The following is a 13819-nucleotide window of genomic DNA, read 5'->3' on the forward strand; positions in this document are numbered from 1 at the left end:
ATGAAAAAACCGAATTTTTCTGCTATAAATCCTGCCAAGGCTAAGATTAAAGGGACGGTAGAAGCATGGAAAAAAGAAGCCGAAAAAGCCGTTGGGCAAAATATCGATAACCTTCTGTTTGAAACCAATGAACAAATAAAAGTCAAACCGCTTTATGTTAAAGAAGATAATCGCGAATTGGAGCATATGGAAAGTGTCCCAGGCATCGCTCCGTTTACAAGGGGGCCCTATCCTTCGATGTATGTCAATCGTCCTTGGACGGTACGCCAGTATGCAGGTTTTTCGACTGCTGAGGAATCCAATGCGTTCTACAGACGTAATCTGGCGATGGGGCAAAAAGGGCTCTCAGTTGCCTTTGATTTAGCCACACACCGTGGTTATGACTCCGATCATCCACGCGTTGTCGGTGATGTGGGGAAAGCGGGAGTTGCCATTGATTCCATCCTTGACATGAAAATCCTTTTCAACGGGATTCCGCTGGATCAGATGTCCGTATCAATGACTATGAACGGTGCAGTATTACCTATCCTGGCTTTTTATATCGTGACAGCTGAAGAACAAGGCGTTACGCAGGATAAGCTTTCGGGCACGATTCAAAATGACATCTTAAAGGAATATATGGTCCGGAATACGTATATCTACCCACCTGAAATGTCCATGAAAATCATAGCTGATATTTTTGAGTATACCTCCAAATATATGCCGAAATTCAATTCCATTTCCATCTCGGGTTATCATCTCCAAGAAGCGGGGGCGCCGGCGGATATCGAACTGGCCTATACATTGGCTGATGGTCTTGAGTACGCACGTACCGGCATGAAGGCAGGTATTGATATCGATAAGTTTGCACCACGCCTGTCATTCTTCTGGGCTGTAGGATTGAACTATTTCATGGAGGTGGCGAAAATGAGGGCGGCTCGTTTCATTTGGTCAAAACTGATGAAACAGTTCGAACCGAAAAATAATAAAGCGATGGCATTGAGGACTCATTCCCAAACCTCCGGCTGGAGCCTCTCCGAGCAGGATCCGTTTAATAATGTCGCAAGGACCCTGATTGAAGCTCATGCGGCCGCACTGGGACATACACAGTCCCTGCATACGAACGCACTGGATGAGGCCATTGCACTGCCAACTGATTTCTCGGCCCGCATTGCACGTAACACACAGCTTTATCTGCAGGAGGAAACCGGTATCACAAAGGTAATCGATCCATGGGCGGGTTCATATTATGTAGAATCGCTCACTAATGAATTAATCGAAAGGGCTTGGGCTCACATAGAAGAAATCGAAGGTCTTGGAGGAATGGCAAAGGCAATCGAAACCGGCCTTCCAAAAATGAGGATCGAGGAAGCGGCTGCAAAGCGTCAAGCTAAAATCGATTCTCAGGATGAAACGATTGTCGGCGTCAATAAATATCGTTTGAAAAAAGAAGATCCGATTGAAATACTGGAGATAGATAATACCGCAGTTCGCGAAAGTCAGCTTAAGCGTTTGGGCGAATTAAAAGCGAAGCGTGATCAGGCAAAGGTGGATGAAGCTCTTCAGGCGCTATCCAGGGCTGCTAGAACAGGCGAAGGTAACCTGCTTGAACTGGCTGTGCAAGCTACAAGAGTACGGGCTTCACTAGGTGAAATCTCCGATGCGGTCGAAGAGGTGGCTGGACGTCATAAAGCAACGATCCGTTCTATCAGCGGCGTATATAGCTCGGCATACTCAAAAGAAGCGGAAATTGAGGAAGTCGTCCGCATGACGGAAGAGTTCCTTGAAAATGAAGGAAGAAGACCGCGTTTGTTAATGGCTAAAATGGGTCAGGACGGTCATGATCGTGGAGCTAAAGTAGTAGGAACGGGGTTTGCGGATTTAGGCTATGATGTCGATATCGGTCCATTATTCCAAACACCGGAAGAAACCGCCTTACAGGCCGTGGAAAATGATGTGCATGTTGTCGGAATGAGTTCGCTTGCTGCCGGTCATAAAACATTGTTGCCGCAGCTTATGTCGGAACTGAAGAAATTGGGCCGTGAAGACATCATAGTGATCGTCGGCGGCGTCATCCCTGCACAGGATTATGATTACTTAATGGAAAATGGCGCTTCAGCCATTTTTGGACCTGGTACAGTCATTCCACAGGCAGCGAAAAAAGTGCTTCAGGAAATATACAATCGCCTCGGATATGAGGAAGTGGTCCAATAATGAGTGAAGACAAGAAGCCGGAATGGGTCGATCTTAACAATCAGGAAGGTTTTGCTTCTTCATTAAAGCCAGGTGTAGAATTAGCAGCCAGTCATAACAAAGCTTCAAAAAGCAAATTCGTCAAAAAACAAAATGTAAGCATACCGATCCATGAACTTAAAGAGGGAATCATAAAAGGGGATAGGGCCAATCTTGCTAAAGGGATTACACTGATTGAAAGCAATGCACCCCACCACTTCGATCCTGCACAGGAATTATTACATTCCATCCTTTCTCATACAGGGAACTCGATTCGAATCGGGATTTCCGGAGTGCCAGGTGCAGGGAAAAGCTCGTTTATCGAGACGTTTGGATCCTACTTATGTGCCAGGGGCCATAAGGTTGCTGTTCTAGCCGTCGACCCAAGCTCTTCTATCAACGGGGGAAGTATCCTAGGTGATAAGACGAGGATGGAGGAGCTGGCAAGAAACCCCCGTGCCTTCATAAGGCCCTCACCATCCGAAGGCACCTTAGGAGGAGTTCACCGCAAAACAAGGGAAACGATGTTGCTTTGTGAAGCGGCGGGATTTGATGTCATCCTGATAGAAACTGTTGGTGTCGGCCAGAGTGAAGCTATAGTACGAAGCATGGTCGACTTCTTCATGCTCCTTGTCCTAACCGGTGCCGGGGATGAATTACAGGGGATGAAAAAAGGGATCATGGAACTTGTGGACGGAATTGTGGTCAATAAAGCGGACGGAGAGAACATTCCGTTGGCGATTAGGACAAAGTCCGAATATAGTAGAATCTTGCACTTCCTTCAGCCGGCAACAAAGGGATGGGCAGGAAAGGCATATACTTGTTCTGCCATAACCGGTAAAGGAATTCCAGAGCTTTGGGATGTATTGAATGAATTTTCCGCTATGACCAAGGAATCTGGTGTTTTTCAAGAACGGAGAAGACTGCAATCTAAGGAATGGCTTTATTCATTAATGGATCACCAACTTAAAACGATGTTCTATAAAAATGAAACCGTCAAAGGTCTTCTCCCTATTTTGGAGAATGAAGTGATGTCAGGGAATAAAACGGTCACCACTGCTGTTAAGCAAGTCTTTCAATTTTTTACTGATACGTTTAAGTCAAATTAAACAGGAAAGGGGTGGGGCTTGAATTGTTTCTCATGCCCCATCCCTTTGTAAGAAGTTTTCTTGTTGTTACACACATGGTTCCCGCTTCCTTTTCGTTTTAAACATGTTTCAGATCCCTTTATCCACCTTTAGCAGGTAAATTTATTGAATCACGAAGTGGCAATTGTTATGATAGGATTGAAGAGAAAACTTGGAAGGGGCACATACCATGAATATGGATTTTAATTTTTTAATGAACGACGTAGTCAAACAGGCTCGCGATGAGATTAAGACTGCTGGATATACAGAATTGACTACTCCCGAGGAAGTAGCAGAGGTATTTGCACAAAAAGGAACGACACTTGTTATGGTCAACTCCGTTTGTGGCTGCGCTGGGGGAATAGCTAGACCTGCAGCAGCTCATGCGATTCATAATGATAAACGCCCTGATCAGCTTGTAACTGTTTTTGCTGGGCAAGATAAGGAGGCGACGGAAAAAGCCCGTGATTACTTCGAAGGGTATCCACCGTCATCCCCATCATTTGCATTGCTGAAAGATGGAAAAATCATCACTATGATAGAACGCCATGAAATTGAAGGGCACCACCCGATGTCCGTAGTTGAAAAATTACAAGACTACTTCGATCAATATTGCGAAGAAGTGTAAGCTATAGCCATAAGCAAAAAAACCCGCCAATCGACGGGTTTTTTTTTATTCATGAACTTGCATAAATAAGGAACATTTAGGAAAGAAGATAGATAAGGAAGCCAGATATATCCCCTCTGGAGAAAAAGTGCGAAATGGGGAAGGTTAATTGAGTGAATACTTCGAAAAGTAAATCTATTTTTTACGTTATTGAATAATTATTAGAGTGTGTTAAAATACACATTAGTGTATGAATATTAGTTATGCAAATTAATTAATTTATCCTAAAACCAAATTTAATAACAAGAGAATTGAAAATATCATTTTGGAGGAATAATAATGAAGTTGAAAAAGCAGTTAGCATTGTTGCTTACTTCTGTGTTATTAGTAGGTATTTTAGCAGCATGCGGAACATCTGAGAAAAAAGATAAAAACACAGCTGGCAAAGAAGACAAAAAGGTCCTGGTAATGGGAACATCTGCGGATTATCCGCCATTTGAATATGTTGAAACATCTAAAAGTGATCAAATAAAAGGATTTGACATTGATATCGCTAAAGCAATCGGTAAAAAATTAGGTTATGAGGTTCAAGTGAAGGACATTGACTTTAATAGTCTTGTTCCAGCTCTGGAAAATAAATCGGTCGATTTCGTTATCTCTGGAATGACTCCAACAGAAAAACGTGAACAATCCGTTGATTTCAGTGATATATACTATACAGCTAAAAACATGATCATCACGACAAAGGACAGTAAAATCAAAACTGTTGAAGATTTAAAAGGGAAAACGGTAGGGGTACAGCTTGCATCCATTCAGGAGACATTGGCAAACGACTTGAATAAATCCAAAAAGACCGGGATGAAAATTGAAAAACGGAATCGTATTCCAGAGGTTGTTCAAGAAATGTCCACGGGACGTTTTGACGCCGCAATCATGGAAGATACTGTGGCAAAAGGCTATTTGAAAGATAATAAAGATTTGGTGGGCTATGTGATCAAATCTGGTGAAGAAGATGCCGGTTCGGCAATCGCTTTCCAAAAAGGAAGCAAGTTAACTGGCGAATTCAATGCCGAATTGAAAAAAATGTTACAGAATGGTGAAATGGAAAAATTAATAATAAAATGGTTCGGTGGCAGCGAAACCGAATAATACAGAGAGAGGAAAAGCGTTCAGAAGAGATGCAATATGCCTTCTGAACGTTTTTCCGCGCTTTATTGACATTAAATGAAGCAGGAGGAAGGCCCATGATAACGGCCTTCATAAGAGAGGATGAATGGAGTGAATCTGGAATTTGATAGGATTATACCCTCCCTTCCATATATCCTGGAGGGAATACCGACTACATTAAAGGTTGTAGCGGTTGCGGCTGTAATCGGTTTTGTTTTGGGAATATTATTATCTATACTTAAAATCAGTAGAATCAAGCCCTTAAATTGGATTGCTGACTTTTATACATCCATTTTCCGCGGTACCCCTTTAGTGCTGCAATTAATGCTGATTTATTTTGGTTCACCGCAAATATTAGGGATTCAAATCGAAGCATTCCAAGCAGCATTTTTAGCATTCGGGCTAAACTCTGCCGCATACATCTCTGAGATTATCAGGGGAGGCATTCTAGCGGTAGATAAAGGGCAACGTGAGGCTGCACTTGCACTTGGGGTACCCTATTCAGGGATGATGCTTAATATAATACTTCCGCAGGCCATCAAGAATATCCTGCCGTCCCTTGTGAACGAAGTGATTTCCTTAACGAAGGAATCAGCCGTTGTCACAATTATTGGGTTGGGGGATATCATGCGCCGTTCTTATATTGTCGGCGGTGAGACATATAAATTCTTCGAGCCGATTTTATTTGCCGGTCTCATTTATTATGTGATGGTTATGGTTCTTACCATCTTAGGCAAAGTGATTGAAAGGAGAATGAGACGCAGTGATTAAAATTGATGAGCTCAAAAAAAATTATGGTAAGCTCGAGGTATTAAAAGGCATCAGCACCGAGATAGGGCAGGGTGAAGTGTTAGCGATCATCGGCCCATCCGGTTCGGGAAAATCAACTTTCTTGCGTTGCATCAATATGCTTGAGACTCCAACTGATGGTCAAATTTGGTTTAAAGATCAAAACATCACTGAAAAAAAGACCAATATCATGAAAGTGCGTGAAAATGTAGGAATGGTTTTTCAACATTTTCATTTATTTCCTCATAAAACCGTCCTGGAGAATCTGACATATGCACCGATGAAGGTGAAAAAATTATCAAAAGCTGAAGCAGTAAAACAAGCTCGGGAGCTCTTGACTAAAGTCGGTTTGGCCGATAAAGAATCGTCATATCCGAATCGTCTATCAGGCGGACAAAAACAACGGGTCGCCATTGCGCGGGCATTGGCAATGAATCCGGAAGTGATGCTTTTCGATGAGCCGACCTCAGCTCTTGATCCTGAGATGGTAAAAGAAGTGCTCGAGGTAATGAAGTCACTGGCACATACTGGGATGACCATGCTTATCGTAACGCATGAAATGGGATTTGCCAAAGAAGTGGCCGATCGTGTACTTTTCTTGGACGGGGGTCTTCTCGTCGAAGAAAGTGCTCCGGAAGAATTCTTTTCCAATCCGAAAAGCCAGCGTGCAAAAGACTTCTTGGAAAAAGTTTTATAAGCCAAGGCAAATAGTATATAATTATAAAAAAAAGGTAACGACTAGGTTACCTTTTTTTATTTTATTCCTATAATGTATTTTTGAGTGAATGGATTTTGAAAAATTGGGAATTTCATTCACAAAGGACTGTAAAAACATCTGAAATCCTGATAGTATTATAATAGATAGCGAAAGAGCCAGGTGATACATAACAATGTTTAAAATCGGATACAGGACGATTAAAACTGCTTTGGGGGTTACCCTGGCAATTATTATCGCGCAAATGCTTAACCTGGAATATTTTTCGGCTGCGGGAATCATAACGATCTTATGCATTCAAGTTACAAAAAAGAAGTCGGTGGATGCCTCCTGGCACCGGTTTTTAGCTTGTTTGATCGCAATGGTCTATGCATCCCTATTTTTTCATTTCATCGGGTTCCATCCGCTGACAATAGGGTTGATCCTTTTGATTTTCATTCCTACGACAGTTGCCTTGAAGATTAATGAGGGAATTGTAACGAGCAGCGTCATCATCATGCATCTTTATGGAGCTGGCAACATCACTTTTTCCCTGCTGATCAATGAAACGATATTAATTGCCGTTGGAGTTGGAGTTGCACTTGTCATGAATCTGTACATGCCCAGTGTCGATGAAAAACTGCTTGCCTATCAGGAAAGTATCGAAACTAACTTTAGTGCGATCTTGATGGGGATTGTCCGCTATTTAAGGGATAATGACCACACATGGGATGGTAAGGAAATTACTGAAACAGCCAATCTTCTTAACCAAGCCAAAAGCCTTGCCTTCAGGGACGTGGAAAATCATTTCTTAAGGGAAGAAGACCTGTATTACCATTATTTCAAAATGCGTGAAAAGCAATTTGAAATAATTGAACGCATTCTTCCTCTAGTCACGAATATTCCATTGGTCGTCAAGCAAAGCGGGATAGTGGCTGATTTTATTGAGGACCTGGCAGAAAACGTCCATCCACAAAATACGGCCATTCTTTATCTGAAAAAGCTTGAAGAAATGGAGCTGCATTTTAGGGGAATGGCACTTCCACAGACACGGGAAGAGTTTGAATCAAGGGCCGCATTACTGCAGCTCATGAAGGAAATGGAACGCTATTTATTGTTGAAGCATTCCTTCAAGGGGTTACCCAAGCTGGCCAATAACCGAATGAAAAAGAGGCACATGGCTTAAACTAAGCAAAAGAGTAAAGGAATTGATATAAATGAAATGGATCCTTTCTTTGTTGCTTATGCTATCTTTGTGGCCGCTACAGGTACAAGCTCAACCTCAATCGGTTAAGCCGGGAGATCCTTTTATCATCATCAATAAAGCCAACAATAAATTGGCGTTCATTGATGATAACGAGGTCAAGGAGATTCTGCCGGTCGGCACTGGGAAGAGTCAGGAATTGACACCTGAAGGGATTTTCACGGTTAAAATAAAAGCGGTCAATCCCTATTATCGAAAAAAGAATATTCCGGGCGGCGATCCCAGGAACCCTTTGGGATCGAGGTGGATTGGATTTGATGCACGAAATACCGATGGCAGGATTTACGGGATACATGGTACGAATCAACCGTCGTCAGTCGGTAAATTCATTTCAAATGGCTGTGTACGGATGCATAAAGCCGATGTAGAGCGTTTGTATGAAAAAGTCCCTATCGGCACAAAGGTGTTAATCACCAAGTCGAACGATGATTTCAAAACTTTGGCAAAGAAAAACGGAGCGATAAAATAAAAAAGAGAGGGAAGTCTTTGCTTCCCTCTCATTCCGATATTTATTATAAAAGAAATGCGATACCTGATAATAAGGTCGTCAACAACATCGAGATAAGCATTAAATACACGACGATCTTTCTTATTTTTTTATTTCCCATATGCTCTCTCTCCCTCAAACAGTTTAATTGGTTTTATTTTAACTTGAACGTTTAGTAGAAACAAGTAAAAGTACAATGTTCATATTATTCCGAATCTTGAAAGGCTTCAATGGAAGATTAATAGTATTTTAATAGAGTCATCCATAATACATAACATGGGGGGATGAATGATGATTAAAAATATCGATCATATTGGTATTGCCGTCAAGTCACTTGATGAAACCTTACCACTTTACACGGAAACGCTGAACTTGGAACTTGAAGGAATAGAGACAGTGGAGAGCCAAGGCGTAAAAGTGGCCTTTATCTTGGCAGGCAATACCCGTTTGGAGTTATTGGAAGCGTTGTCACCTTCAAGTCCAATCGCCAAATTCATTGATAAACGCGGTGAAGGGATTCATCATGTGGCCCTTGGTGTCGATAGTATCGAAGATCGAATTAAAGAAATTAAAGAATCAGGATTGCGCATGATTGATGATTCATCAAGAAAGGGAGCACACAAAGCAGATGTTGCTTTCGTTCATCCCAAGTCTACTGCAGGTGTATTGTTTGAGCTTTGTGAACGAGCCGGATCAAAGGAGGAGCAGGAATGACAGACATATATGAAACGATCAATGACTTATATGACAGACGCCGAAAAGTGGAAATGGGCGGCGGTGAAGAAAGAATCGATAAGCAGCATGAAAAGGGCAAACTTACTGCAAGGGAAAGAATCGAGCTTTTAGTTGATCCGGGAACTTTCATTGAACTTAATCCTTTCATCAAACACCGTAATACTAATTTTGGCATGGAAAAGGAAGAAGGACCGGGAGAAGGGGTCGTCACCGGTTATGGAAAGGTAAACGGCCGCGACATTTATCTGTTTTCCCAGGACTTTACTGTATTTGGCGGTGCACTAGGGGAAATGCATGCTCTGAAAATTGCCAATGTTATGGATTTGGCGGCGGAAAATGGGGCCCCCTTCATAGGTTTGAACGATTCTGGTGGAGCGCGTATTCAAGAAGGTGTTGTTTCCCTTGACGGTTATGGACAAATATTTTATCGGAACTCCATTTATTCAGGCGTCATTCCACAAATTTCCGTTATTATGGGACCTTGTGCAGGCGGAGCCGTTTATTCTCCAGCCATAACCGACTTTGTCTTCATGGTTGAAAAAACGAGCCAAATGTTCATAACAGGACCTAAAGTCATTGAAACGGTTACGGGTGAAAAGATTTCATCTGAAGGATTGGGTGGAGCGACTGTACATAATACCATAAGCGGTAATGCGCATTTCAAGGGAGCGACAGAAGAACAAGTATTGGCCGACGTTAGACGTCTCCTGAGCTATCTTCCACAAAACAATGAAGAGAAGCCGCCGGTTTTGGAAACGGACGATGGGGATGACTACCGTCCGGACTTAACGGATGTAGTCCCTTATGAAGGGATCCGTCCATATGATGTTCGGAAAGTATTGGAGCAAATTGTCGATGAGGGTTCCTTCATGGAAGTGCAAGAGGGCTTTGCGAAAAACATAGTGGTCGGCTTAGCGCGAATCAAAGGGAAATCAGTGGGACTTGTCTGTAACCAGCCAAAAGTATTGGCAGGGGGACTGGATATTGATTCATCTGATAAGGCTGCCCGTTTTATCCGTTTTTGTGACTCGTTTAACATTCCGTTAATTACGTTTGAAGATGTTTCAGGCTTCTTCCCGGGCGTTAAACAAGAGCATGGCGGGATAATCCGTCACGGTGCAAAGCTGCTATACGCTTATTCAGAAGCAACAGTACCAAAATTGACAATCATCCTGCGTAAAGCATACGGAGGAGCTTATGTGGCCCTTAATAGTAAATCCATCGGTGCTGATCTAACATTTGCATGGCCAAATGCGGAAATCGCGGTAATGGGTTCGGCTGGAGCGGCAAATATCATTTTTGCCCGTGAAATTCAAAATAGTGAAGACCCTGAAGCGACTCGTGAGGCAAAAATAGAAGAATACCGTGATAAATTCGCTAATCCATATGTTGCTGCAAGTCTTGGAATGGTAGATGATGTAATTGATCCCCGGGAAACAAGGATTAAGATCATTCAATCACTTGAAATGCTTCGCAACAAAAAAGAAAAACGTCCATGGAAAAAACACGGCAATATCCCGTTATGATCCAACTGCAAGGAGCCCGAAATATATCTATTTTGGGCTCTTTTCCATACTGGGAAGAATTCGTAAACCCATTTATATGTTATCATTCACCCTTTTTAAGGGGAACTTTGGACGGGGGATGACCAGCATTCCATTTAAGCACGGTTCCTCAATTTCACATTATTTGCCGGGGCGCCGCTTTTAGAAGTATAATTAAAGAGGAAAACTTTTTTTGGAGGTTTTATTTTATGATTAATGAAGAACGTTTAGTTAGTGAATTTATGGAATTGGTCCAGATTGATTCCGAAACGAAAAATGAAGCAGCCATCGCCAAAGTGCTGAAAGAAAAATTCGAGGCACTGGGTGTAGAGGTTTTTGAAGATGATACAACAGCAGTTACGGGTCATGGTGCAGGCAATTTAGTATGTACTTTAAAAGGAATGAAAGAGGGCGTAGATACCATTTATTTCACCTCCCATATGGATACGGTTGTACCTGGGAACGGAATCAAGCCTTCCATCAAAGATGGATACATAGTGTCAGACGGAACGACCATTTTAGGAGCGGATGACAAAGCTGGATTAGCGGTCATGTTAGAAACGCTTAAAGTGTTGAAAGAACAGAATATCGAGCATGGGACAATCGAATTTATCATAACAGTCGGTGAAGAATCTGGCTTGATAGGGGCAAAGGCATTGGATCGCTCACTTGTAACGGCAAAATTCGGTTTTGCTCTTGATAGTGATGGGAAAGTTGGCAATATCGTCGTTGCTGCACCTACTCAGGCGAAAGTGTCTGCGATAATTTTAGGCAAGACTGCTCACGCTGGTGTCGCCCCTGAAAAAGGAGTTTCGGCAATTACGATCGCTTCCAAAGCGATCTCAAGAATGCCGTTAGGCCGGATCGACGAGGAAACGACAGCCAACATCGGACGTTTCCAAGGTGGACAGCAAACCAATATTGTTTGTGACCATGTTGAAATCCTTGCGGAAGCAAGATCCTTGATTCCTGAAAAAATGGAAAAACAAGTGGCGAGAATGAAAGAGGCATTCGAGACTGCCGCCATTGAAATGGGCGGACGGGCTGAAGTTGAAGTTAACGTCATGTATCCTGGTTTTAAATATGGGGCTGGCGATCATGTAGTCGAGGTCGCAAGAAAGGCAGCAGAGAAAATCGGTCGTCCATGCGAGTTGGTTAAAAGCGGCGGCGGAAGCGATGCCAATGTCATTGCAGGTTTTGGGATTCCTACTGTCAATCTCGCAGTGGGGTATGAAGATATCCATACTACGAATGAAAGAATACCCGTTGAGGAATTAACGAAGCTTGCTGAAATGGTTGTCAGTATCATCAAAGAAGTATCCGGGGAATAATTAAATCGAAAAATAGATCCGGAAGAGAGTTTCCTGAGTAAATCTAAAGAAGGTGGCCGTATTTCTTGTTGGAAATGAGGAATGTGCTTTACCGATTTCAATCCGTGATTTCCATCGAGAAATCTGATGCCATATAATTGATTCCCCCTAGCAAGGATTTGTTGCTGGAATGGGCAATGTCAGGAATGAATTATTACCACTGATATATGAATGAGGTATTATATCCAGGTAAATCAGCTCTCGGCAATGATGAACAGAGGTGGATTGCAAAATGGACGGGTGTCCTCCCCACCGGACACATAGTCCAGCCAGGCAATCAATAAACTGAATATATGCAGGGTGTTGCCAATGGGGTAGCCGTTTGATTACAATCATTGATCCTTAAAAACTCGTATCATCTTTGTTCAAGTATTGCTGGAATTTATGTACAGTCATCAATGACATGATGGCTGTTTTTCTTGGATTTGCATTATCTTTCACTGTGGTTACCAAAGATAAATAGGGGTATCTTAAAAGAAATGGTTTTTTATTGGCCCTATTATCCGGTGTTTTTTATTTTTACAAGGATGTGACGGTCAAACATGAAGGACATGTATCCCAAAAATGGCAGGGTCATTCTCCATGTAGACATGAATAGTTTCTATGCTTCAGTTGAAATGTCATATGATGTTTCATTGAAAGGCAAACCGCTTGCGATTGCAGGCAATGTTGAAGAGAGAAGAGGCATAATCGTCACCTGCAGCTATGAGGCGAGGAAGTTCGGGGTTAAAACGACCATGCCGATTTGGCAGGCGAAAAAACTATGTCCTCAATTAGTCATTCAGAAACCGAATTTCGAGCGTTATCGAAGGGCATCACTGGCTATTTTCAATGTATTGAGGCAATATACAGAGATGGTTGAACCGGTTTCGATAGATGAGGGGTATCTGGATATTAGTGAATGCGCCGAATTGGGTTCACCTTTAGATATAGCCAATAGCATTCAGGAAAGAATTTTGAATACGATGGATCTCCCTTGCAGCATCGGGATTGCCCCTAATAAATTTTTGGCCAAAACTGCCTCTGATATGAAGAAGCCAATGGGAATCACCATATTAAGGAAAAGGGATATTTCGGAAAAGCTCTGGCCTTTACAAGTGAACGAAATGCATGGAATCGGGGATAAGACCTCGGAAAAGCTTAAAACCATCGGCATAATGACGATCAGGGACCTTGCAATTGCCAATGATAGTCAACTGAAACAGCTTCTTGGGATCAATGGCATCCGTTTGAAAGATAGGGCTAATGGAATTGACCCCAGGATTGTGGATCCCGAAGCGATTTTTGATCATAAAAGCATTGGGAACTCAACAACTCTGCCACATGACTCCACAAATCAAAAAGAATTGATCGGTGTATTGGAAAAGCTTTCTGAGAGGGTAGCCATCCGTTTGAAAAATAAACGCCTGCTTGGTCAAAAAATAGGAGTGACGATCCGTTACAAAGACCGCCGCACTATAACGAGAAGCAGGACGGTTCCTAATCCTGTTTTTGAAAAAAAGGATATCCTGGATGGAGCTACAGATCTCTTTATGAAAAATTGGAATGGGGAAGGGATCAGACTCCTTGGTGTCACTGCCTATGATGTCATAGAGAAAGAGTCAGCCTTCAAACAGCTGGATATTTTCTCCTTTCAAGAGGATGCAGCAAAAGAACCTCTGTATGAAGCGATGGAACACTTGCAAAATAAGTACGGAGAAAATATTATTAAAAAGGGATTACCCTTGAAGAACCGTTCGATTGGAACGGACACTAGCTTCAGCAAAGATTTCTTTGAGCAATCCAGGAGGAATGATCCTTCTTTTGAAAAAGAATAGCGTATAA

The 13819-nt window shown here is 42.3% G+C and carries 13 protein-coding genes; 12 read left to right on the forward strand and 1 reads right to left on the reverse strand.

Annotated elements, in window-relative coordinates; genetic code table 11:
- From scpA to SB775_RS02175, 8 genes are all read left to right on the forward strand, one after another.
- A complete protein-coding gene (gene scpA, locus SB775_RS02140; RefSeq protein ID WP_410860384.1) occupies positions 1 to 2193 on the forward strand; it encodes a methylmalonyl-CoA mutase in 2193 nt (730 codons plus the stop codon).
- A complete protein-coding gene (gene meaB, locus SB775_RS02145) occupies positions 2193 to 3320 on the forward strand; it encodes a methylmalonyl Co-A mutase-associated GTPase MeaB (RefSeq protein WP_089361474.1) in 1128 nt (375 codons plus the stop codon). The genes scpA and meaB overlap by 1 nt, the downstream gene beginning before the upstream one ends.
- A gap of 208 nt (positions 3321 to 3528) precedes the next feature.
- The gene (locus SB775_RS02150) at positions 3529 to 3966 is read left to right on the forward strand and encodes a BrxA/BrxB family bacilliredoxin (RefSeq protein ID WP_061463976.1); all 438 of its coding nucleotides are present in this window, start codon (positions 3529 to 3531) and stop codon (positions 3964 to 3966) included.
- Positions 3967 to 4290: 324 nt separating this feature from the next.
- On the forward strand, positions 4291 to 5094 hold the full coding sequence (locus tag SB775_RS02155) for a transporter substrate-binding domain-containing protein (RefSeq protein ID WP_176431790.1): 804 nt from the start codon (positions 4291 to 4293) through the stop codon (positions 5092 to 5094).
- Between the two features lie 129 nt (positions 5095 to 5223).
- Positions 5224 to 5883: an amino acid ABC transporter permease gene (locus tag SB775_RS02160; RefSeq protein ID WP_061466139.1), complete on the forward strand. Its 660-nt coding sequence runs from the start codon at positions 5224 to 5226 to the stop codon at positions 5881 to 5883.
- Positions 5876 to 6598, forward strand: coding sequence for an amino acid ABC transporter ATP-binding protein (locus SB775_RS02165; RefSeq protein ID WP_061463974.1), 723 nt, complete (start codon positions 5876 to 5878; stop codon positions 6596 to 6598). The genes SB775_RS02160 and SB775_RS02165 overlap by 8 nt, the downstream gene beginning before the upstream one ends.
- Before the next feature lie 193 nt (positions 6599 to 6791).
- Positions 6792 to 7781, forward strand: a complete 990-nt coding sequence (locus SB775_RS02170) for an aromatic acid exporter family protein (RefSeq protein ID WP_089361473.1) — start codon at positions 6792 to 6794, stop codon at positions 7779 to 7781.
- Between the two features lie 31 nt (positions 7782 to 7812).
- On the forward strand, positions 7813 to 8328 hold the full coding sequence (locus tag SB775_RS02175; protein ID WP_061463972.1) for a L,D-transpeptidase: 516 nt from the start codon (positions 7813 to 7815) through the stop codon (positions 8326 to 8328).
- A gap of 43 nt (positions 8329 to 8371) precedes the next feature.
- Here the strand turns inward: SB775_RS02175 and prli42 are convergent, their stop codons facing one another.
- A complete protein-coding gene (gene prli42 / locus SB775_RS02180; RefSeq protein WP_155727341.1) occupies positions 8372 to 8467 on the reverse strand; it encodes a stressosome-associated protein Prli42 in 96 nt (31 codons plus the stop codon).
- Between the two features lie 170 nt (positions 8468 to 8637).
- Here prli42 and mce point away from each other — a divergent pair, with 170 nt between their 5' ends.
- The 4 genes from mce to SB775_RS02200 all read left to right on the forward strand — a co-directional run bounded on the left by mce (position 8638) and on the right by SB775_RS02200 (position 13812).
- Positions 8638 to 9060, forward strand: coding sequence for a methylmalonyl-CoA epimerase (mce, locus tag SB775_RS02185; RefSeq protein WP_089361472.1), 423 nt, complete (start codon positions 8638 to 8640; stop codon positions 9058 to 9060).
- Positions 9057 to 10607 carry an acyl-CoA carboxylase subunit beta gene (locus SB775_RS02190; RefSeq protein ID WP_410860385.1) on the forward strand — a complete coding sequence of 517 codons (1551 nt, stop codon included), beginning with the start codon at positions 9057 to 9059 and terminating at the stop codon, positions 10605 to 10607. Before mce ends, SB775_RS02190 begins: the two co-directional genes overlap by 4 nt.
- Positions 10608 to 10834: 227 nt before the next feature.
- Positions 10835 to 11956, forward strand: a complete 1122-nt coding sequence (locus SB775_RS02195) for a tripeptidase T (RefSeq protein WP_089361470.1) — start codon at positions 10835 to 10837, stop codon at positions 11954 to 11956.
- Positions 11957 to 12537: 581 nt separating this feature from the next.
- A complete protein-coding gene (locus SB775_RS02200; protein ID WP_410860386.1) occupies positions 12538 to 13812 on the forward strand; it encodes a DNA polymerase IV in 1275 nt (424 codons plus the stop codon).
- Positions 13813 to 13819 lie beyond the last annotated feature (7 nt).

This window comes from Peribacillus sp. SIMBA_075, from assembly GCF_046534585.1.